Source organism: Streptomyces sp. NPDC104226 (assembly GCF_055584085.1).
In genome coordinates, this window is sequence record NZ_JBVJMS010000015.1 from 40,895 (window position 1) to 61,448 (window position 20,554).

The 20,554-nt window shown below is 72.9% G+C and carries 14 protein-coding genes; 8 read left to right on the forward strand and 6 right to left on the reverse strand.

Annotated features, from left to right (window positions below; all coding sequences use genetic code 11):
• Window positions 1-187 precede the first annotated feature (187 nt).
• On the reverse strand, window positions 188-3,217 hold the full coding sequence (locus ACZ60J_RS35790) for a beta-N-acetylglucosaminidase domain-containing protein (protein WP_469688357.1): 3,030 nt from the start codon (window positions 3,215-3,217) through the stop codon (window positions 188-190).
• Window positions 3,218-3,691: 474 nt separating this feature from the next.
• On the opposite strand from ACZ60J_RS35790, the gene ACZ60J_RS35795 reads away from it, so the two are divergent.
• The 3 genes from ACZ60J_RS35795 to ACZ60J_RS35805 are packed head-to-tail and all read left to right on the forward strand — an operon-like array spanning window position 3,692 to window position 6,210.
• A complete protein-coding gene (locus ACZ60J_RS35795) occupies window positions 3,692-3,871 on the forward strand; it encodes a hypothetical protein (protein WP_469688489.1) in 180 nt (59 codons plus the stop codon).
• Between the two features lie 15 nt (window positions 3,872-3,886).
• The gene (locus ACZ60J_RS35800) at window positions 3,887-5,950 is read left to right on the forward strand and encodes a 4-alpha-glucanotransferase (protein WP_469688358.1); all 2,064 of its coding nucleotides are present in this window, start codon (window positions 3,887-3,889) and stop codon (window positions 5,948-5,950) included.
• Window positions 5,951-5,970: 20 nt separating this feature from the next.
• Window positions 5,971-6,210 (forward strand): hypothetical protein, encoded by a 240-nt coding sequence (locus ACZ60J_RS35805; protein ID WP_469688359.1) that lies wholly within the window; start codon window positions 5,971-5,973, stop codon window positions 6,208-6,210.
• Window positions 6,211-6,335: 125 nt separating this feature from the next.
• Here ACZ60J_RS35805 and ACZ60J_RS35810 read toward each other — a convergent pair whose 3' ends face one another.
• The gene (locus ACZ60J_RS35810; RefSeq protein WP_469688360.1) at window positions 6,336-6,836 is read right to left on the reverse strand and encodes a MarR family winged helix-turn-helix transcriptional regulator; all 501 of its coding nucleotides are present in this window, start codon (window positions 6,834-6,836) and stop codon (window positions 6,336-6,338) included.
• 115 nt (window positions 6,837-6,951) lie between these two features.
• Here ACZ60J_RS35810 and ACZ60J_RS35815 point away from each other — a divergent pair, with 115 nt between their 5' ends.
• From ACZ60J_RS35815 to ACZ60J_RS35825, 3 genes are read left to right on the forward strand one after another with little or no spacing between them, the layout of a single operon-like run.
• Window positions 6,952-7,965 (forward strand): EamA family transporter, encoded by a 1,014-nt coding sequence (locus ACZ60J_RS35815; RefSeq protein WP_469688361.1) that lies wholly within the window; start codon window positions 6,952-6,954, stop codon window positions 7,963-7,965.
• A gap of 54 nt (window positions 7,966-8,019) precedes the next feature.
• On the forward strand, window positions 8,020-8,937 hold the full coding sequence (locus ACZ60J_RS35820; RefSeq protein WP_469688362.1) for a DMT family transporter: 918 nt from the start codon (window positions 8,020-8,022) through the stop codon (window positions 8,935-8,937).
• A gap of 10 nt (window positions 8,938-8,947) precedes the next feature.
• On the forward strand, window positions 8,948-9,850 hold the full coding sequence (locus tag ACZ60J_RS35825; RefSeq protein WP_469688363.1) for a LysR family transcriptional regulator: 903 nt from the start codon (window positions 8,948-8,950) through the stop codon (window positions 9,848-9,850).
• Between the two features lie 309 nt (window positions 9,851-10,159).
• Here the strand turns inward: ACZ60J_RS35825 and pepN are convergent, their stop codons facing one another.
• On the reverse strand, window positions 10,160-12,742 hold the full coding sequence (gene pepN, locus ACZ60J_RS35830) for an aminopeptidase N (protein WP_469688364.1): 2,583 nt from the start codon (window positions 12,740-12,742) through the stop codon (window positions 10,160-10,162).
• A 140-nt stretch (window positions 12,743-12,882) separates the two neighbouring features.
• On the opposite strand from pepN, the gene ACZ60J_RS35835 reads away from it, so the two are divergent.
• Complete coding sequence (locus ACZ60J_RS35835) at window positions 12,883-13,383, forward strand: DUF1203 domain-containing protein (protein WP_469688365.1); 501 nt, start codon at window positions 12,883-12,885, stop codon at window positions 13,381-13,383.
• A gap of 64 nt (window positions 13,384-13,447) precedes the next feature.
• On the opposite strand, the gene ACZ60J_RS35840 is transcribed toward ACZ60J_RS35835, so the two are convergent.
• Window positions 13,448-14,476: an aspartate-semialdehyde dehydrogenase gene (locus tag ACZ60J_RS35840; RefSeq protein ID WP_469688366.1), complete on the reverse strand. Its 1,029-nt coding sequence runs from the start codon at window positions 14,474-14,476 to the stop codon at window positions 13,448-13,450.
• Between the two features lie 251 nt (window positions 14,477-14,727).
• Here ACZ60J_RS35840 and ACZ60J_RS35845 point away from each other — a divergent pair, with 251 nt between their 5' ends.
• Window positions 14,728-16,215 carry a M28 family metallopeptidase gene (locus ACZ60J_RS35845; RefSeq protein ID WP_469688367.1) on the forward strand — a complete coding sequence of 496 codons (1,488 nt, stop codon included), beginning with the start codon at window positions 14,728-14,730 and terminating at the stop codon, window positions 16,213-16,215.
• A gap of 76 nt (window positions 16,216-16,291) precedes the next feature.
• Here ACZ60J_RS35845 and ACZ60J_RS35850 read toward each other — a convergent pair whose 3' ends face one another.
• Together ACZ60J_RS35850 and ACZ60J_RS35855 are read right to left on the reverse strand one after the other, a co-directional pair.
• The gene (locus ACZ60J_RS35850) at window positions 16,292-19,609 is read right to left on the reverse strand and encodes a S8 family serine peptidase (protein ID WP_469688368.1); all 3,318 of its coding nucleotides are present in this window, start codon (window positions 19,607-19,609) and stop codon (window positions 16,292-16,294) included.
• Window positions 19,610-19,882: 273 nt separating this feature from the next.
• A complete protein-coding gene (locus tag ACZ60J_RS35855) occupies window positions 19,883-20,455 on the reverse strand; it encodes a CGNR zinc finger domain-containing protein (RefSeq protein WP_469688369.1) in 573 nt (190 codons plus the stop codon).
• Window positions 20,456-20,554 lie beyond the last annotated feature (99 nt).

A 20,554-nucleotide genomic window follows, 5' to 3' on the forward strand; every position in this document is an offset into this window, starting at 1 on the left:
GGCGGAGTTCCCCTACCCGTCCTTCCCCCGTTCCCCGGGGCTCCGCCCCAGACCCCGCGCCTCAAACGCCGGCGAGGCTGGATTTTCCAGCCCGTCCGGCGTTTGAGGACCGGGTCCGGGCAGAGCCCGGGGAACGGGCGAAGGGCGGGGAACGGGCGAAGGGCGGGTAGGGGACAGTCCCACAGGGTTACGGGGCGACCGCGTAGGCCTCGGCTCCGAGCAGGCTGCAGCCGTAGCGGGTGGCCCGGGTCTCGCAGGTGACCCGGACGAAGCGGGCCGGACCCCCCGCCGGGTCCAAGTGGACGGAGTCCACCCCGCCGCGGGATTCGACCGTCGCCGACGGGTGCCAGGCGACGCCGTCCGCCGAGGTCTCCACCCGGAACCGGGACGGGTACGCCTCCTGCCACCGCAGCCTCAGCAGCCCGATCCGCGCCGGAGCCGGCAGTTCCGCCTGCCACCAGGCCCCGTCGGCCGCGGGCGAGGACCAGCGGGTGGCCGGGGAATCGTCCAGCGCCCCCGACGCGGGGAACGCCGGGGTCTCGTCGCCCGAGGAGGAGGCCACCGCGGAGCGCAGCAGGTTCGGGCCGGCCGTCCGCGGACGGGCCCGGACCTTCAGGGTGTGCGTCTCGGAGCCGAAGGTGACCGGGACCTCGTAGGTGCCCGGCGCCGTGCCCGCGGCCACCGCGACCTCGACCGGGACGGTCGCCGTCGTCCCGCGCGCGGCCGCGGCCGTCTCCGGCAGCCGTACCGAGATCCCCGGCGGCGCGGTCGCCGACAGGGGCCCGCGGACCTCGCCGGGACGCAGCGCGGACAGCTGGGCCGGGATCCGCTGCGCGGCCCCGCCGATCTCGGCGTCCACGCTCTGCGCCAGCTCGAAGCGGGCCTCCGGCCCGTCCGCCGTCCACGGGACCACGCCGTGCACGGCCGGAGCCGGGCCCGACCAGACGAGCCGGACCGCGTCGGCCCGCAGGCCGCCCACGTCCGCCTGGGTCCAGCCCGACGCCGCCGCCTCCGCGACCTTGCGCCAGCCCTCTCCCGGTACGTGGGCCTCGATCACGGCGCCCCGGCTGCCCGGCGGCAGCGGGTCGGTCATCACGGTCACCACCGACACCGGCCGGGCGTCCGACAGCTGGACCGTCCACGCGTCGGCCTGCCGGGTCACCGTGCCCGGCGCGCGGGCCGCGCCGGTCCACGCGTCGGCCTCGGCCGCCGCCCGTGCCAGGAAGGGGTCCAGCACCGCCTTGTCGACCCGGGCGGCCTCCGCCCCGGACAGCGCCGTACGGGCGGCGGTGAAGGCCTGCGAGGCCTGCCAGGCCGCCGCCCCGTCCCCGCGGCCCTGCGCCTGGAGGACGTCGAGGGCCAGCTCCCCGGCCGCCCCGTAGCGCGCGAGCCGCGACAGCCAGGGCCCCGCCTCCTCCGCGAGCGCGGGCAGCCGGTCCGGGGCCTCGCGCAGCACCCGGAAGGCGGCGCGCAGCCGGTCCCCGGCCGCCGGGTCGCCGGAGCTGCGGGCCCGCCAGAACTCCTCCATCAGCGGGACCAGGTAGGCGGACTCCGGCTGGCCGAGGCCGGAGGAGGCGTTGTTCCCGGCGAGCGCGGCCAGGGCCTCGCGGGCCTTGGGTTCGTCGCCGGCGAGCGAGGCCACGGCCGCCGCCCAGGAGTCGGCGGCCCGGTAGCCGCGCGGGTTCCACGTGAAGTCCGCCGCGGTGAACAGCGGGATGCGCGACAGGGTGCCCTGGGGCATGGCGTTGGCCAGCAGGGCCGCCGAACCGCCCGCGACCACCGGGTCGCGTCCCGCGTACGGGCCGAGGAAGATCCGGCCCGGATCCCAGTCGTTGACCGGGTAGTTGTCCATGGTGACCAGCGGGTGCCGGCCGAGCGCCGAGCGGGCCCCGTTCATCTCCTGCCCGGTGATCGTGCGCGGCAGCACGCCGACGCCCGTCCAGGCCACCTCCACCCGGTCGTCCAGGGCCTCGGCCAGCGCGGTCCGGTAGGGCGTCGCGCCCTCCTGGTAGTACTCCGTCGGCAGCAGCGACAGTGCGGGCGCCCCCGGGTAGCGCCGGGCCAGGTGCGCGGCCAGCTCGCCCGCCACCTCCGCGTGCGCCCTCGCGGCCGCCGCGGGGCCCTTGCCGTACCGCTCCCGGTCGGCCCGGCAGCCCCACTCGGTGTAGCTGACGTCCTGGAACTGGACCTGGAACGCCCGGAACCCGAGGTCCCACATGGCGTCCAGCTTGCGGGCGAGCGCCGCCCGGTCGGCCGAGGAGGCCAGGCACATCGACTGTCCGGGCGCCACCGCCCAGGCGAGCACCACCTTGTTGGCGCGCGCCCGCCCGGCCAGCTCCCGCAGCTCCGCCGCCCGAGGCGCCGGGTAGTCGCGGCGCCATTCCGTGGTCCGGTAGGGGTCGTCACCGGGCGCCAGCAGCAGCCGGTTCAGCTTGGTGCGGCCCATGAACTCCACCTGCGCGAGCCGCTGGGCGGCCGTCCACGGAGTCCCGTAGAACCCCTCCGTGATCCCGCGCACGGGCGCGGTCGGCCAGTCCCGTACGAGGACCCCCGGCACCTTCCCGCCGCCCTGGGCCAGCAGCTGACGCAGCGTCTGCGCCGCGTGGAAGAGGCCGTCGTCGCCGGTGCCGGCCAGCGCGACCGTGTCCCGCCCCTCGACGCGGCCCACCGCCAGCCGGTAGCCGCCGGCCGGGAGGTCGCCGGTCGCGCCCGAGCCCAGGGCGTGCAGCGCCCGCTCGGCATCGGGCCCCTGGAGCCGTACGACGGGGACGGCATCGGGCAGCGGTTCCCCGTCGGCCCGCTCGTGCAGGGTCCGTACGCCCGCCCCGTGCAGGGCGTCGCGGACCACCTGGGCGGCGTACGCGTCCACGCCCTCGGGCAGCACCAGCACGGCCTCGGCGCCCAGCGGCACCGCGCGCGCCGGGTCGGCGGCCATCGACTGCGGCCGCGGCCACACCGCGGGCCCCCCGTCGGCGGCGCGCGCCGGATCGGAGCCGGGGTCGAGCGCGGGGGCGGGCACGGGAACGGGCGCCGGGTCGCGCAGTGCCGCGGGTGCTGCGGGCGCCGCGCCCGCGTCCGGCGCGGCGGGTCCGTCGGGCACGGTCGGCGAGGCGAAGGCGCCGGGGGAGCCCACCACCGCCGAACCGCTCAGCAGCGCGCCGATGACGGCGACCGCCGCAGCCGTGGCCGTGGCCCGCTTGCTTCCCCTGGTCTGCACGGAGCCACCCCGTCCCGAGTCGTCCCCCGCTCGTACGAACGAGCCAGAGCCCACCATCCGTACGCCCGGAGTGTCAACGCCGGCGGGTGATCTGACCGGGATCGGCCAGGAATGCGGCGCGGCCGACTGGGTATGGCTGGGATGTTCTCCGGACCGCGCGCCGGAGGGTGTTCCCGACGTTCCCGCACGCCAGGGCCGATGGCTCCGCACGCGTGGTGACCGCCGGGGAGCTCCGCAACACCTCTCGTGCGCGGAGCGAACACAGGCACGTCTGTACGGATTCACGTCCCGCACAGGAGAATTTCCGCTGTCGGTGGTGCGCAGACGGTGCGCGCACCGACACAGTGGGAGCCATCCACGGGTCCTGACCGATCCTCACGCACGAAGGAGTGCCTGCCGGTGAACACCAAGGCTGCAACCACCAAGGCCGCGAACACCAACAGCGCCACCACCGCGATATCCGTCCCGAAACGGATTCCGCCGCTCGCCCACCTCCCTGCGCAGGCGGGACCCGACGAGCGGCCCCTGACCAGTGAGCCGCCGCTCGCCGACGCCGCGCACGCGCCGTTGACCAGTGAGCCCCCGCTCGCCTGCGAGGCCCCGCTGACCAGCGAGCCGACCACCCATGCCGCGGCGGCCGCCGCGGGTGACTAGACGACAAGGAACCTGATGGACGACCTCGCCCGGCTCGCGGCCCTGCACGGAGTCGCCACCACCTACCAGCCCGCCGAGGACGTCACCCTCCGGGTCCCGGAAGCCACCATCGCCGCCGTACTGCGGCAGTTGGGTGTGGACGCGGACACCCCGGAGGCCGTACGGGTGCACCTGGCCACCGCCGAACACGACGCGGCGCACCGGCTGCTGCCGCGGGTGCTGGTCTGGTGGGCGGGATCCCGGCCGCCCGTGGAGCTGGGCGCGCTGCCGCCGGGGACCCGGACGGTGCTGGAGGCGGAGGCCGAGGGGGCCGGGCCGTCGGAGGCGGCGGGCCGTGCGGTCCCCCAGGAGCCGCCGGCGGCCTGGAGCGCGGCCGAAGCGGGGGAGCCGCCCCTCGGCGTCCACCGGATCCACGCCGAGGCCCCTGACGGCCGCACCGCGACCGCCACCCTGATCGTGGCCCCCGACCGGGCGCCGGCGGCGCCGGAACGCACCCACGGGCTGCTCGTCCAGCTCTACTCGGTGCTCTCCGAGCGGTCCTGGGGCATGGGCGACCTGGGCGACCTCGCGGAGCTGGCGCGCTGGGCGGGACGCGTCCACGGAGCCGGCTTCGTCCAGGTCAACCCCCTGCACGCGGCCGTGCCCGGCACCCCGACCGACCCCTCCCCGTACCGGCCGTCCTCACGCCGCTTCCCCGACCCGGTGCACCTGAGGATCGAGGACGTCCCCGAGTACGCCGACTGCCCCGACCGGGCCGCCCTCGCGGAACTGGCCGCCCGGGGGGCGGAGTTGCGGCGCGAGGTGCTGGAGAAGGGGGCGCTCATCGACCGGGACGCCGTCTGGTCCCTCAAGCGGGCCGCCCTGGAGCTGCTCTACGCCGTCCCGCGGAGCCCCGAACGCGAAGCGGCCTACGGGGAGTTCCGCGCCGAGCAGGGCGCCGAGCTGGACCGGCACGCCGTCTGGTGCGCCGGGCACGCCGGGGAGGACCCCGAGGCCGGGGCCGACTTCCACCGCTGGCTGGTCTGGCTGACGGACGCCCAGCTCGCCGCCGCCCAGCGCGCGGCCAAGGAGGCCGGGATGGCGGTCGGGATCGTGCACGACCTGGCCGTCGGGGTGCACCCCGAGGGGTCGGACGCCACCGGCGCCCCCTTCGGAGCCGTGCCCCACTACGCCCGGGCCGTCTCCGTCGGGGCCCCGCCGGACGCCTTCAACGCGCGCGGCCAGGACTGGGGGCTGCCCCCGTGGCGGCCCGACCGGCTGGCCGCCACCGGGTACGCGCCCCTGCGGGCCCTGCTGCGGGGGGTGTTCCGGTACGCGGGCGCGCTGCGCATCGACCACGTCATGGGACTCTTCCGGCTCTGGTGGATCCCGGAAGGGGCCCCGCCCGCCGAAGGCGCGTACGTCGCGTACGACGGGGAGGCGATGCTCGCCCTGCTGGTCCTGGAGGCGCACCGGGCCGGGGCCCTGGTCATCGGCGAGGACCTCGGCACCGTGCAGCCGGGGGTCCGGCAGGCGCTGGCCCGGCGCGGAGTGCTGGGTACCTCGGTGCTGTGGTTCGAGCGGGACTGGGGCGGCGACGGCGAGCCGCTGGAGCCGGAGCGCTGGCGGGCCGACTGCCTGGCCACCGTGACCACCCACGATCTGCCGCCCACGGCCGCCAAACTGGCCGGCTCCCACGTGGAACTGCGCGACCGGCTCGGCCTGCTGACCCGCCCCGTGGAGCGGGAGCGGGCCGAGGACACGGCCGACACCGTGCGCTGGCTGGACGTACTGGAGGACCTCGGGCTGGACGCCAAGGGCGAGGAGGCCGCCGTGCGGTCCCTGTACGGGTTCCTGCTGCGCACTCCGGCCCGGCTGGTCGGGGTCTGGCTGCCCGACGCGGTGGGGGACAGGCGGCCGCAGAACCTGCCCGGGACGTGGGACCAGTACCCCAACTGGCGGCTCCCGGTCGCCGACGCGGACGGCCGGCCGCTGACCCTGGAGGCTCTGACCGCCTCGCCGCGGGCGAACGCCCTGCTGGGGGCGGTGCGGGGGGTGGTGGGAACCCGTACGGCACCCCCGGGCGCGCGCGGCGTTTAGGTGTTCGCTACGTTTGCACCGTGGACAAGAAGAACGCTCTGCGCGCCGGCGCCGTCACGGCCGGATCGACGCTGATGATGCTGCTGATGACGTCTCCCGCCCTCGCGGTCACCCGTGACGACGGCGACGACCCGGGTCCGGGCCTGAGCGTCGGCGAGACGCTCGGCCTCTACGTGGCCGCGCCGATCGTGCTGTTCCTGGTCATCGCCGGTCTGGTGATGGTCCTGGACAAGTCGCGCAAGGCGCAGAACGAAGGCTGACCGAAAACCGAACGAAGGCGCCGGGGGTCCCTGAGGACCCCCGGCGCTTCGTCGTACCCGGGCCCGGTGGGCAGGGCCCGGTTCCGCGGGGCCGTCTCCGCTGAGGAGCCCCTTGTGGAGTCTCCTTAGGGAGTCCCTGCCATCACCTTGCGCAGCAGACCGGTGAGCGTCGCGACCTCCGCCTCGTCCAGCCCGGTGAGTGCCTCGTGCTGCACTTCCAGACCCGCCTCGACCGCTTCGTCGATGAGCGCGAGCCCCCGGTCGGTGATGGTCACCCGGAGTCCGCGCCGGTCGTCCGGATCCGGGCTGCGGCGCAGCAGCCCGGCCTTCTCCAGCTTGTCCAGCCGTCCCGTCATCCCGCCCGTGGTGAGCATCAGCGTGGCCGAGAGCTGGCGGGGCGAGAGGGTGTACGGGCTTCCGCTCCGGCGCAGCGTGGCCACGACGTCGAACTCCCCGCGCGAGATCCCGTAGCGCGCGTAGGCCTTCTCCATCGCGTCGCCCATGGCTTTGGAGATCCGGTAGATCCGGCCGAAGACGGCCATGGGCGCGGTGTCCAGATCGGGTCGCACCGCGAACCACTGGTCCGCGATCGCGTCGACCGCGTCGACGGGGGCTTTGTCGGTCATAGGCGCAGTATCCGGCTTCCGCTCGTTCCTTCGCAAGAAAGTTGCTTGCGGGAAAGTAGCTTAGTGCTAAGCTACTTCCAAGTGAGCTACTCGCCCCTGCCGGAGGAGCACCGCCGTGAAGCGCATCGCCACCGTCGCCCTGACCGCCCTCGCCCCCATCTCCTGGGGCTCCACCTACTTCGTCGCCTCCGAACTGCTGCCGCCCGACCGCCCGCTGTTCACCGCGGCGATGCGGGCCCTGCCCGCCGGGCTGCTGCTCACCGCCCTCGCGCGGAAGCTGCCCACGGGGCAGTGGTGGTGGAAGGCGGCGGTCCTGGGCGGGCTCAACATCGGCGCCTTCTTCCCTCTCCTGTTCCTCTCCGCCTACCGCCTGCCGGGCGGCGTCGCGGCCGTCCTGGGCTCCCTGGGGCCGCTGTTCGTCGTGGGGCTCGCCGCCCTCCTCCTGGGCGAGCGGGCCCGGCTGCGGACCGTGGTCGCCGCGGTCGTGGGGGCCTTCGGTGTGGGCATGGTGGTGCTGACCGCGCAGGCGAGGCTCGACCTGGTCGGCTTGGCGGCCGGTGTCGCCTCCTCCGCCCTGATGGGCGCCGGCATCGTCATGACCAAGCGGTGGGGGCGCCCGGAAGGTGTCGGCGCACTGGCCATGACCGGCTGGCAGCTCACCGCGGGCGGCCTGATGATCGTCCCGGTCGCCGCCCTGCTGGAAGGGGCGCCGCCGGCCCTCGACGGCAAGGCCTTCCTCGGCTACGGCTACATGATCCTGATCAACACCGGAATCGCCTACTGGCTCTGGGTCCGCGGCATCGGGCAGCTCAGCGCCACCTCGGTCACCCTCCTCGGCCCGCTCTCGCCGCTCACCGCCGCCGTCATCGGCTGGGCCGCCCTGGGGCAGGCGCTGTCGCCGGTGCAGGTGCTGGGCATGGTGATCGCCTTCGGCGCCACCATCGCGGGGCAGCTCGCGGCGGGCCGGGCGGACGCAGCGAGCAAGGCGGACGCGGCGAGCAAGGCGGACACGGCGGGCAAGGCGGCCACGGTGGCCGCGGCGCGACCGAAGGCCGGATCGTTCAGTTCTGCTGAAGAAACCAATCGAAATGTTTCGATGGACCTGACGGGTGCTGCGGTGCGACGGTAGTCCGACGAACCGATACTCCGAACCACCCCGAGGGGGAGACACACCGTGGCCGTCATGGACCGAGTCCGCACCGTCCCGCAGGAAGCAGCACCCGGCAAGGCGAAGAAGGGGGCCGCCGGCCTCGGCGTCCTCCTCGCCCTGCTCGCGACGGTCGTCTGGTCCGGCAGCTTCGTCGCCACCCGCGGCATGGCCGACAGCATCCCGCCCGTCCAGGCCGTCTTCTGGCGCTGGGTGATCGCCACCGTCGCCGTCGCCCCCTTCGCCGCCCGGCAGGCCTGGCAGCAGCGGGCCCTGATCCGGGGCCACTTCGGCTACATCGCCCTGGCCACCCTCTTCGGCGTCACCCTCTACAACACGCTCGTCCACCAGGCCGGACTGACCACCTCCGCCTCCAACATGGGCATGATCATGGCCGCCTCGCCGGTCATCATGGCCCTCTACGCCCGGCTCGGCGGTGAGAAGCTCGGTGCCCGGCGCACCTTCGGCCTGACCCTCGCAGCCCTCGGCGTGCTCCTCCTGGTCGGCAAGGGATCGATCCGCTTCGACTTCGCCGCCGGCGACCTGTGGATGTTCGGCGCCGCCCTGTCCTTCGCCACGTACAGTGCGCTCCTCAAGCGCAAGCCCGCCGAACTGGGCGGACTCGCCTTCCTGCTCACCACCTTCGTCCTCGGCGCCCTGATGCTCGCCCCCGCCTACGCCGTCTCCGTCGGAGTCCAGGGCGGCTTCCAGGTCACCCCCTCCACCGCCGGAATGCTCCTGTACGTCGGCGTGTTCTCCTCCGCCGTCGCCTTCTTCGCCTGGAACAAGGCCGTCACGATCATCGGCGCCGCCCGCGCCGGAGTCGTCTACTACCTCCAGCCGGTCTGCGTCGCGGGCCTCGGCCTGCTGCTCCTCGGCGAGACGACCGGCCCCACGCAACTCCTCTGCATGGCGCTGATCCTGGGCGGCGTGGGTCTGGGTGCCCGGCGGTAAGTTCGGTCCCATGATCGAGTGGGACATCAAGAAGCTGCGGATCCTGCGGACCCTCGCCGAACAGGGGACCGTGACCGCGACGGCCGAGGCGCTGCACATGACGCCCTCGGCCGTTTCGCAGCAACTGACCAACCTGGCCAAGGCGCTGGGCGTCCCGCTGCTGGAGGCCCAGGGCCGCCGGGTCCGGCTCACCGACGCCGCACACCTCGTCCTACGGCACGCGGAAGCCGTGTTCGCGCAGCTGGAGCGGGCCGATGCGGAACTGACCGGATACCTCGCGGGGGAGGCGGGGGAGGTGCGGATCGGCGCCTTCTCCACCGCCGTACCGGCCCTCGTGGTCCCGGCGGTCGCCGCCCTGAGGCGCTCGCACCCCGGCGTGGAGGTCCGCGTACGGGAGACCGAGGCGGCCGAGTCCTACGAGCTGCTGTCCGCCGGGGTCGTCGACCTCGCGCTCTCCCTCGCCGCGCACGCCCCGACCGCCCGCGATCCCCGCTTCACCCGGCGGACCCTGCTGGAGGACCCCCTCGACGTGGCCCTGCCCCCGGACCACGCGCTGGCCTCGGCCGCGGAGCTGCGGCTCGCCGACCTGTCCGGGGATCCGTGGATCTACGGCGGCTCCGGGCCCTGGTCGGAGATCACCCGCACCGCGTGCGAGGCGGCGGGCTTCGTCCCCGAACAGGCCCACTCGGCCTCCGGCTGGACGGCGATCCTCGCCATGGTCGAGGCGGGCATGGGCGTTGCCCTGGTCCCGCGCATGGTGGCGAGCCGTGCCGCGGGGGTCGCCGTCCGGGACCTCCCCCACGACCGCCCCACCCGGCACGTCATCGCGGCCCTGCGCCGCGGCTCGGAATCGGCCCCCGCGGTGGCACACGTCCTGGCGGCGCTGCGTTCCGTCGCCGCCACCCGTCCGTAGCCGTCGCCGGGGGCGGGCGTGCCCTGCGGGGCGAAGTCCCCTACCCGCCCTTCCACCGTTCCCCGGGGCTCCGCCCCGGACCCCGCGCCTCAAACGCCGGCGAGGCTGGATGTATCCAGCCCCTCCGGCGTTTGAGGAGCGGGGGTCCGGGGGCCGGCCCCCGGGAACGGCGCCGCACGCGGCAACGGGGTCCGGGCGGAGCCCGGGGAACGGTGGAAGGGCGGGTAGGGGACAGCCCCGCAGGGACGGGCCGGGGCCGGGCGGGGCCGGAACATCCGGCACCGCCCGGCCCCGCGGAGCGGGCTCCGGTCAGCCCTGGGCTGCGGCAGCCGCGTCGGCCGCCTGAGCGCGCAGCGCACGCTCGACCCCGGAGCGCGACTCCGAGACCAGCCGGCGCAGCGCAGCGTTGGGCTCGGCCGAGCCCAGCCACGCGTCCGTCGCCGCGAGGGTCTCCGCGGAGACCTGGAGGGACGGGTAGAGCCCCACCGCGATCTGCTGGGCGATCTCGTGGCTGCGGGTCTCCCAGACCTCCTTGACCACGGCGAAGTACTTCGCCGTGTACGCCGCGAGGAGCTCGCGCTGGTCGGTCTGGACGAAGCCCCCGATCACCGCCTCCTGCACCGCGTTCGGCAGCGAGTCGCCCTCGACGACGGAGGCCCACGCCTCCGCCTTGGCCTCCGCCGTCGGACGCGCCGCACGGGCGGTCGCCGCGTGCCGCTCACCCGCCGCGGTCTTGTCCCGCTCCAGCTCGGCCGCGACGGCCGCCTCGTCGGCGACGCCCGTGGCGACCAGCCGCTCCAGGAACGCCCAGCGCAGCTCGGTGTCCACGGCCAGACCCTTGACCTCGGCCGAGCCGTCCAGCAGCGCCGCCAGGTAGGTCAGCTGCTCCTCGGTGCGGGCCGTCGCCGCGAAGGCGCGGGCCCACGCCAGCTGATGGTCGCTGCCCGGCTCGGCCGCCCGCAGGTGCTCCAGCGAGGCCTCAGTCCAGCGGGCCAGGCCCTGCTCGCGCCACGCCGGGTCGGCGTACAGGTCCACGGCCAGCTTGACCTGGCGGTGCAGCGACTGGACGACGCCGATGTCCGACTCCTTGCCGATGCCCGACAGGACGAGGGCGAGGTAGTCGCGGGTGGCCAGTTCGCCGTCGCGGGTCATGTCCCAGGCCGAGGCCCAGCACAGCGCGCGCGGCAGCGACTCGGTGAAGTCGCCGAGGTGCGCGGTGACGTTGGCGAGCGACACCTCGTCGAGGCGGACCTTGGCGTACGACAGGTCGTCGTCGTTGAGCAGGACCACGGCCGGACGGGTCCGGCCGATCAGCTCCGGCACCGCGGTCAGGTCGCCGTCGATGTCCAGCTCGATCCGGTCGCCGCGCACCAGCTTGCCGTCGGTCAGCTCGTACAGGCCGACCGCGATGCGGTGCGGGCGCAGGACGGGCTCGCCCTTGGCGCCGGCGGGCAGCGCGGGAGCCTCCTGGCGGATGGCGAAGGAGGTGATGGCGCCGTTCTCGTCCGTCTCGATCTCCGGGCGCAGGATGTTGATGCCGGCCGTCTCCAGCCACGCCTTCGACCAGGCGGTCAGATCGCGGCCGGAGGTCTCCTCCAGCGCGCCCAGCAGGTCCGACAGGCGCGTGTTCCCGAAGGCGTGCGCCTTGAAGTACGCCTGCACGCCCTTGAAGAAGGCGTCCTGGCCGACGTAGGCCACGAGCTGCTTGAGCACCGAGGCGCCCTTGGCGTACGTGATGCCGTCGAAGTTGACCAGGACGTCGTCCAGGTCACGGATGTCGGCCATGATCGGGTGCGTGGAGGGCAGCTGGTCCTGCCGGTACGCCCAGGTCTTCATGGAGTTGGCGAAGGAGGTCCAGGCGTGCGGCCACTTCGATCCCTCCGCGTACGCCTGGCAGGCGATGGAGGTGTAGGTAGCGAACGACTCGTTCAGCCACAGGTCGTTCCACCACTCCATGGTGACGAGGTCGCCGAACCACATGTGGGCGAGCTCGTGCAGGATGGTCTCGGCGCGGGTCTCGTACGCCGCGTCCGTCACCTTCGAGCGGAAGACGTACTGGTCGCGGATGGTGACCGCGCCCGCGTTCTCCATCGCGCCCGCGTTGAACTCCGGCACGAAGAGCTGGTCGTACTTCGCGAAGGGGTAGTCGTACGCGAACTTCTCCTGGAACCAGGTGAAGCCCTGCCGGGTCACGTCGAAGATCTCGTCGGCGTCGAGGAACTCGGCGAGCGAGGGACGGCAGTAGATGCCGAGCGGGACGGACTGCCCGTCCGCGCCCTCGTAGGAGCTGTGCACCGCGTGGTACGGGCCGACGATCAGGGCCGTGATGTACGTGGAGATGCGCGGGGTGGGCTCGAAGCGCCAGACGTTGTCGGCGGGCACCTCGGGCGTCGGGGAGTTCGAGATGACCGTCCAGCCCGCGGGAGCCGTCACGGTGAACCGGAACGTCGCCTTCAGGTCGGGCTGCTCGAAGCTCGCGAACACCCGGCGCGCGTCCGGGACCTCGAACTGGGTGTACAGGTACGCCTGCTCGTCGACCGGGTCGACGAAGCGGTGCAGACCCTCACCGGTGTTGGTGTAGGCGCAGTCGGCGACGACGCGCAGCTCGTTGTCCCCGGCGGCGAGGTGCGCGAGCGCGATCCGGGAATCCCGGAAGACGGCGGCCACGTCGAGCGACTTGCCGTTGAGGACGACCTCGTGCACGGCCGGCGCGACCAGGTCGATGAAGGTCTCGGCGCCTGCCTCGGCGGACTGGAAGCGCACGGTGGTCACGGAGGGGTACGTGCCGCCCTCCTGCGCGCCGCTGAGATCGAGTTCGATCTCGTACGAGTCGACACTGAGCAGCTTTGCCCGCTGCTGAGCCTCTTCACGGGTCAGATTCGTGCCTGGCACGCGGTCATCTCCTTCGATGGTGACGTTCCGGCCCATCCTTCCACGCGGGCCGCGCCACCGGGCCGGAGTCATCCACGGGCGAAACGCGACGTCCGATTTCCGCCAGCTCCGACCGGTCCGCCGGGCCCACTCTGGACCTCATGACCACCCACCACACCGTGCTCCCCATCGCCCCTCCCGTCCTCGACCGCCTGCGCAGCCTCGACGATGCCGGGCGGCCCTGCACCCCGTACGAGGACCCGGAGGGCGGCGCCCCGCTGCGCTGCTGCCTGCGCCGCAGCGTCCCCGGAGAGCGGATCGCCCTCGTCTCGTACGCCCCGCTGCGCCGCTGGGCCGCCGCGACCGGCGCCGACCCCGGGGCCTACGACGAGCAGGGCCCGGTCTTCGTCCACGCCGCCGACTGCGGCGGACCGGACCCGGAGTCCGGCCTCCCCTTCGCCCACCCGGGCGCCCTGCGCACGGCCCGCCGCTACGACGCGGCGGGCCACATCCTCGGCGGGCGGGTGCTCGACCTCGCCGAGGACCCGGACGCGGTGGTCGGGCAGGCGCTGGCGGAGGCCTTCGAGGACCCCCGGACCGCGCTCGTCCACGTCCGCTCGGCCGAATTCGGCTGCTACCTCTACGAGGTCCGCCGGCCCTGAGCCCCCTGGGGAACGCCGGAGGGCGGCACCGTCACGGTGCCGCCCTCCGTCCGTGCGGGCGGGATCAGCCGCGCAGCTCCTCCGCGACCAGCTCCGCGATCTGGACCGCGTTCAGCGCGGCGCCCTTGCGGAGGTTGTCGTTGGAGAGGAACAGCGCCAGGCCGTTCTCGGCGGTCTCGTCGACGCGGATGCGGCCCACGTACGAGGCGTCCTTGCCGGCGGCCTGCAGCGGGGTCGGGATCTCCGAGAGCTCGACGCCCGGGGCGTCCTTCAGCAGCTCGTAGGCGCGCTCGACGCTCAGCGGACGGTCGAAGCGGACGTTGACCTGGAGGGAGTGGCCCGCGAAGACCGGCACGCGCACGCAGGTGCCCGAGACCTTGAGCTCCGGGATCTCCAGGATCTTGCGGGACTCGTTGCGGAGCTTCTGCTCCTCGTCGGTCTCGAAGGAGCCGTCGTCGACGATGGAGCCCGCGAGCGGGACCACGTTGTAGGCGATCGGGCGCTTGTAGACCTGCGGCTCGGGGAACTCCACGGCGTCGCCGTCGAAGGTCAGCTGGTCGGCGGCCTCGGAGACGGCGCAGGCCTGGCCCTTGAGCTCGGCGACGCCCGCCAGGCCCGAGCCGGACACGGCCTGGTAGGTGGTGGCGACCAGCGCGGTCAGACCGGCCTCGTCGTGCAGGGGGCGCAGCACCGGCATCGCGGCCATCGTGGTGCAGTTCGGGTTCGCGATGATGCCCTTGGGGCGGTTCTTGATCGCGTGCGGGTTGACCTCGGAGACGACGAGGGGGACCTCGGGGTCGCGGCGCCAGGCGGAGGAGTTGTCGATCACGACGGCACCCTGCGAGGCGACCTTCTCGGCGAGGGCCTTGGAGGTGGCGCCGCCCGCGGAGAAGAGCACGATGTCCAGGCCGGAGTAGTCGGCCGTGGAGGCGTCCTCGATGGTGATCTCCCGGCCCTCCCACTCGAGGGTGGAGCCGGCCGAACGGGCCGAGGCGAACAGCCGCAGCTCGTCCACCGGGAACTTGCGCTCGGCCAGGATGCCGCGCATGACTCCGCCGACCTGTCCGGTGGCTCCGACGATTCCGACCCTCACGGTGACTCCTCTTGTTGCGTACGACGCGGGCGCGCGTGAAGCCATCATGCGTTCGACCCCACGAGCCTTGTCCAATCCATTGTCCGAGGAGCGGACGGTGTTCTTCCTGTGAACCCGCGTGACAACTCCGTGGCGGGCGTGTTGCACCGCCGCCCGATGGGCGTTTCGCCTGGTCGAAGCCGGATACGGTCCGATCTGTCGCGTCCGTAATCCGGACGGGCGTTCCGTACTTCGAACTCGGGGAGAACACCGTGCGCGCCATCCGCCACCGCCGCCGGTCCATACCGGCGCTCGCCGCCCTCGCGGCCGCCGCCGTAGCCGCACCCGTCCTGCTCGCCGCCACGCCGGCCGCCGCCCACCCGCGCGAGGGCCGACTGGCCAAGGAGCTGGTGGAGGAGGTCACCGTCCGCGGCGCCTACCGCCACCTGGCGAAGTTCCAGCAGATCGCCGACGCCAACGGCGGCAACCGCGCCGCCGGCACGCCCGGCCACGCGGCCTCCGCCGCCTACGTCCACGACACCCTGAAGAAGGCCGGGTACCAGGTCTCGTACCAGGACTTCGACATCTACGACGCACACACGAGGACGGAGAGGACCACGGTCCTCGGCGTGGAGCCCCGGGAGCTGGCCACGGCCGCCTTCACCTTCACCCGGTCGACCCCGGCAGGCGGCCTGACCGCCGCGCTCGCCCTCGCCCGGGTCGACGAGAGCCCCGGCTGCGACGCCGACGACTACGCGGCGGGCGCCTTCGCCGGGAAGATCGCCCTGGTCAAGCGCGGCACCTGCACCTTCGTGGAGAAGCAGCGGGCCGCCGCCGCGGCGGGCGCGATCGGCGTGATCGTCTACAACCACAGCGGGACCGCCCCGGTCCACGGCAGCTTCTCCTCGCCCGCCGAGGGGATCATCCCCAGCGCAGGCATCACCCTCGCCGACGGGGAGGCGCTGACCGCGGCCGCGGCGAAGGGCGAGGTGAGCGTGCGGCTGGAGCTGGACCAGGAGCACGTGAAGAAGACCACGCGCAATGTGATCGCCGAGACCCGGGGCGGGCGCGCCGACCGCGTGGTCACCGTCGGATCCCACCTGGACTCGGTCCCCGAGGGTCCGGGCATCAACGACAACGGCTCCGGCTCGGCCGGCCTGCTGGAGGTGGCCCTGAGGCTCGCCGACGAGGGCGCCAACAAGAAGGGCAAGGGCAAGCAGACCGCCAACAAGGTCCGCTTCGCCTGGTGGTCGGCGGAGGAGCTCGGCCTGCTGGGCTCCGAGCACTACGTGGCGCAGCTGTCGGAGCGGCAGAAGAAGGACATCGCGCTCTACCTGAACTTCGACATGATCGCCTCGCCGAACCCGGCACAGTTCGTCTACGACGGCGACGACTCGGACCGGACGGGCGAGGGCGCCGGACCGGCAGGCTCGGCGCAGATCGAGGCGCTGATCAACGGCTTCCTCGACAGGAAGGGCAAGCCGCACGAGGGCAGCGACTTCGACGGCCGCTCCGACTACGGCCCCTTCATCGCGAACGGCATCCCGGCCGGCGGCACCTTCACCGGAGCCGAGGGCCTCAAGACGCCGGAGCAGGCCGCGCGGTACGGCGGCACGGCAGGGGCCCCGTACGACCCGAACTACCACGGGGCGGGCGACACCCTGAAGAACATCGACCTCAAGGCCTTCGACACCAACCTGGACGTGATCGCCCACGCGGTGGGCACGTACGCCCAGGACCTGGGCTCGCTGGGGAAGTAGCCCGCGCCCGAGGGGGAAACAGGAGGGGCGGTGCTCGTCAGAGCACCGCCCCCGCTGTGTTCAGGCTCCTACCGGGTTACGGCAGGACCTTCTCGATCTGGACGCTGCCGGTGCCGGCGGCGGTGCCGCGGGCGTTGAGCAGCTTGACCTCGCCGAAGAACTGGCGGCCTTCCGGAGCGGCGCTGTTGACCAGCACGTTCGCGGAGACGGTCGCCGAGGCGCCGTTGGCGAGGTTGACCGCGGCGGCCTCGTCGACCTGGACGGTGCCCAGGGCGGCCGAGTAGTAGACGTCGCGGTAGTCGTACGAGGTGGAGCCGGACGGGATCGCGTAGCCGAACACCTCGATGGTGTAGGTGCCCGCGGCCGGGTTGACGAGGCTCACGGCCTCCTCGGAGTCGCCGTCGGCGGAGGAGCCGACCTTGACGCCGTCCTTGTACACGTCGAGGTCGAGGTCGGCGGCGGTGTCGGACACCTTGCCGATCGCGATGTCGAGGCGGGAGACGCCCTCGCCGATCGTGACCTCGGTGGTGTGGGTCTCACCGGTGGCGATGGTCGGCTTGGCGACCTTCGCGGAGCCGAGCGGACCGCCCTGGAGCTTTCCGCCGGAGATGGCGGCCCCCTCGTTCTTCACGGTCCACTGGACCGGCGCCGGGGTGCCCTGCTTGACCTCGGGCAGGACCTTGACCGCGGGGTCGAAGGCCGCGCCGAGCACGGAGACGTCCAGCTTGTACGGGTTGTCGAGCAGCGGCGACGTACGGCGCGACTCGACCTCGATCTCCCAGACGCCCGGCTGCGGGTTCGGGTACGAACGCAGGTCGGGGCGGCACTGGTTGGCCGGGTTGTCGTAGTTCGGGTAGCACTGGGTCGTCGCGCTGTCCTCGACGCCCACGCCGTACGGGTGGATCGAGATGAAGCGCGTCTGGCTGCCCGCCGAGAGTCCGCCGAGGGCGACCTCGAGGGTCTTCGCGCCCGCCGGGACGGTCACGAAGTAGGACTTGTGGCTGTTGCGCTGCACGGAGGAGGTGTCCGAGTAGCTGTACGAGGGCTTCGCCAGCGGGGTCGAGACGACGACCGTGGAGAGGATCTGCTTGTCGACGCCCTCGGTGAAGGGGTCGTCGAGCTGCAGGATGCCGCTGTGGACGCCGGCCGTCTTGGCCTTGGCCTCGACCTTGATGGTGACGGGCTTGTTCAGCGGCAGCGTGACGTAGTCGTAGCCGCCGACGACCTTGAACGTGCCGTCGTTGTTCCGCCAGCTGAGCTGGTGGAAGGTGCCGTACTTGACGCCCGTGGTGCGGGTGACGACGACGTCGTAGACCTTCTTCTGGCCGACCTTCAGGCCGCCCTCGCGGTCGTAGATGCCGGTGCCGAAGCCGGGGGTCTTCAGGAACTGGTCGATCGCGGTGTCGACCGGGGCCTTGACGGTGAACTCGTTGGCCTTCGCGCCGCGCTGGATGGACTCCCACGCGCCGGGGATGTTGATCAGGCCCGCGCCCTGGGCGTGCGCCGGAACGTCATCGATCTTCTTCGCGCTGCTGGTGAGCGCGATGCGCAGGTTCGCCGGGGTGAGGGCGATCTTCTGCTGCTTGGCGGCCGAGATCAGCAGGGCGCTGGCGCCCGCCGCCTGCGGCGAGGACATCGAGGTGCCCTGGAGCATGCCGTAACCGGCCGGCAGGTTGTAGCCGGCCTCCTTCACCGGTGCGCCGGGCAGCCAGGTCTGGATGGTGTTGATCGCCGCGCCGGGGGCGGTGATCGTCGGCGTGAAGCCGCCGTCCTCGCGCGGGCCGCGGGAGGAGAAGGGGAACATGTTGTACTTCTTGGTCACGCCGGAGCCGTAGTTGGCCGCCCAGGTCTCCTTGGAGACCGCAGCACCCACGGAGATGACCTTGTCCGCGAGACCGGGGTCGCCGATGGTGTTGATGCCGGGGCCCTCGTTGCCCGCCGAGATGACGAGCTGGACACCGTAGGTGTCGATGAGGTTCTTGTAGAGCTCGGAGCGCGCGTTGTTGCCGTCGTTCAGGGCCGGCAGGCCACCGATCGACATGTTGACGATGTCCACGCCGCGGTTGACGACGAGGTCGATCATGCCCTCGGTCAGCGCGATGTTGGTGCAGCCGCCGGACCAGGAACAGGCGCGCGAGGAGACGAGCTTGGCGCCGGGCGCCTCGCCGTTCATCGCCCCGCCGAACAGGCCGTTGGCGGCGGTGATGCCCGCGACGTGCGTGCCGTGCTCGGACTCGATGATGCCGACGTTGACGAAGTCGGCCTTCTTGCCGACCCAGTCCCCGCCCAGCGGGTCCATCGGGACGTCCTTGCGGATCTCGATCACGAACGGGATGCGCTCGGCGACCTCGGTCGCCGGGTTGTCCGTGCCGAAGTAGCCGATCTGGTAGCCGTCCTTGTACGGCTTCATCGGCTCGTTGTTCGTGAAGTCGTTGTCCTGGTCGGTGTCGACGCGGACGGTCCCGGCGACCGGGTCGTAGAGCAGACCGAACCGGTCGGTGGTGTCCCCGTCCCGGTTGACGTCGCCCTTCATGTCACCGTTGGCGGTGATCGACTCCGTGAAGCGGCTCCACTGGAACGAACCCTCGGGAGCCTTCCAGCTGCCGCCGCCCGCGGTGAAGGTGCCGCCGGTGACCGGGGTGATCTGCGCGCGCCAGGTGGCGTCGTTGTCGGTGATCGGGTCGGTCGCGGTGACCCAGTCGACGATCTTGCGCTCGCCGGTGGTGGTCTTCTGGAGCGCGGGGTGGCCGAGGTCGACGCCCGAGTCCATGATGCCGATGGTCACGCCGCGGCCGTCGGCCTTCGGGTTCTTCTTCAGGAAGTCCAGCGCACCCGTCTCGAAGGACGGGTTGTACGGGTTCTTCGCCGGGGTGTTCTTGCCCGGCCCGGGGTAGGTCTCGGCGGCGGTGCGCTTCACCGTCCCCGTCTCGCGGTCCGCGTCCGGACGGGGGTCCGGCAGCTGGATCTCGTGCCGCAGGTCGATGCCGTGCACGGAGGACAGCTTGGCGGCCGCCTTCAGTGCGGCCTCCGCCTTGTCGGTCGGCAGGGTGGCGCGCACGTAGCCGAGCTTGTCGTACGTCTGGCCCACCGAGGCGCCCTGGACGTCGTCGAGCTGCTTGGCCACCTGCTGGGTCGCGCCGGGGGCCGTCGCGACCATGACCGTGACGGTCTTCTCGCCCTTGGTCTTGGCTTCCTGGAGCAGTTCGGCGTCGGCCGAGCCGAGCTTCTCGTCGGCGGACTTCACCGCAGGGTTGGGCGCGGGGGCATTCGTGCCTGTCGCGGCGAAGGCGGGCATGGCGCCGGTGGCCGCGAGGGCGGCCACCAGGCCGGCCGCGGCCGCGACGCGCGCGGCGCGTCGGGCCCCGGATATGGAGCTGGGGGAGTCGAGGGTCATCAGCATCCCTGGCTAAGTGAAAGGTACGGTCCGGATTTCGGTGCCGGATGACCGGTCAGCCTCGCGTAAGTGACAGCTCTTTGGGGAGAGTTGTCACGGACCGATACCTGCCGTGGCGGACTCCCGCCAGCTCGGGGCATACGCCAGAAGGCCCGTACCGGACGGAACCGGTGCGAACCTTCGGGGTGGAACATGGATTTGTAGACTTCCCGATCGCGCGTCAGGGCTCGGGCGGTCCCCGGTCTCAGATCGGGTGTGACAACTTCGGCGCGTTCAGCGCTCGCGCGTGCGCGCGTAGTGGCGTGAAGCTTTCGCCCGGTTTCCGCAGGCCGACATCGAGCACCAGCGCCGGGTGCCGTTGCGCGAGATGTCGTGGAAGTGCAGCACGCAGGTCTCGGAGGCGCACCTGCGGATCCGGCCGGGGTCGGAGCCCAGCAGTTCCAGGTAGTCGCGGGCGGCCGTCCAGGCCGGACCCCAGGTCGGGTCGTCGAACTCGGTCCGCTCGCCCGGCCCTTCCGCGGTCAGGGTCGCCCGGATCCGGCCGTGCTCCAGGACGGCGTCGACCAGGCTGCGGGCGCTCTCGTCGGCCGGGTCCGCCACCGCGCGGGCCAGTGCCTCGCGGGCGGTGAGCAGGTGGACCAGGGTCGCGGCGTCGGCGCGGAAGCGGCCGGCCAGGCCGGCGCTCTCCAGCCAGATCGCGAGCCCTTCGACGCGGGTGAGTCCGAAGGCGCCGGCGAAGAGGTCCAGGCGCTCGCCCTCCTGGACCCACCGGGTGTTCAGCAGGTCCAGGGCCACCGGTTCCCCGGTCAGGGGCCGTGGGTCCACGGCCTTCTCCGCCGCCGTCATGTCGCCTCCTCGTGGCACTAACCCCTCAAGAGTACGTGAGCGGTTGACTCCCGATCTTCTAACCCTTAATCTCAATTTAGAAGGTTAGAACTGAGCAGT

Bases quoted from the DNA above. Each gene is read 5' to 3' on its own strand.
- ACZ60J_RS35800 (WP_469688358.1), top strand. From the start codon at position 3,887: ATGGACGACCTCGCCCGGCTCGCGGCCCTGCACGGAGTCGCCACCACC.
- ACZ60J_RS35810 (WP_469688360.1), bottom strand. From the start codon at position 6,836: ATGACCGACAAAGCCCCCGTCGACGCGGTCGACGCGATCGCGGACCAG.
- ACZ60J_RS35820 (WP_469688362.1), top strand. From the start codon at position 8,020: ATGGACCGAGTCCGCACCGTCCCGCAGGAAGCAGCACCCGGCAAGGCG.
- ACZ60J_RS35825 (WP_469688363.1), top strand. From the start codon at position 8,948: ATGATCGAGTGGGACATCAAGAAGCTGCGGATCCTGCGGACCCTCGCC.
- ACZ60J_RS35835 (WP_469688365.1), top strand. From the start codon at position 12,883: ATGACCACCCACCACACCGTGCTCCCCATCGCCCCTCCCGTCCTCGAC.
- ACZ60J_RS35850 (WP_469688368.1), bottom strand. From the start codon at position 19,609: ATGACCCTCGACTCCCCCAGCTCCATATCCGGGGCCCGACGCGCCGCG.
- ACZ60J_RS35855 (WP_469688369.1), bottom strand. From the start codon at position 20,455: ATGACGGCGGCGGAGAAGGCCGTGGACCCACGGCCCCTGACCGGGGAA.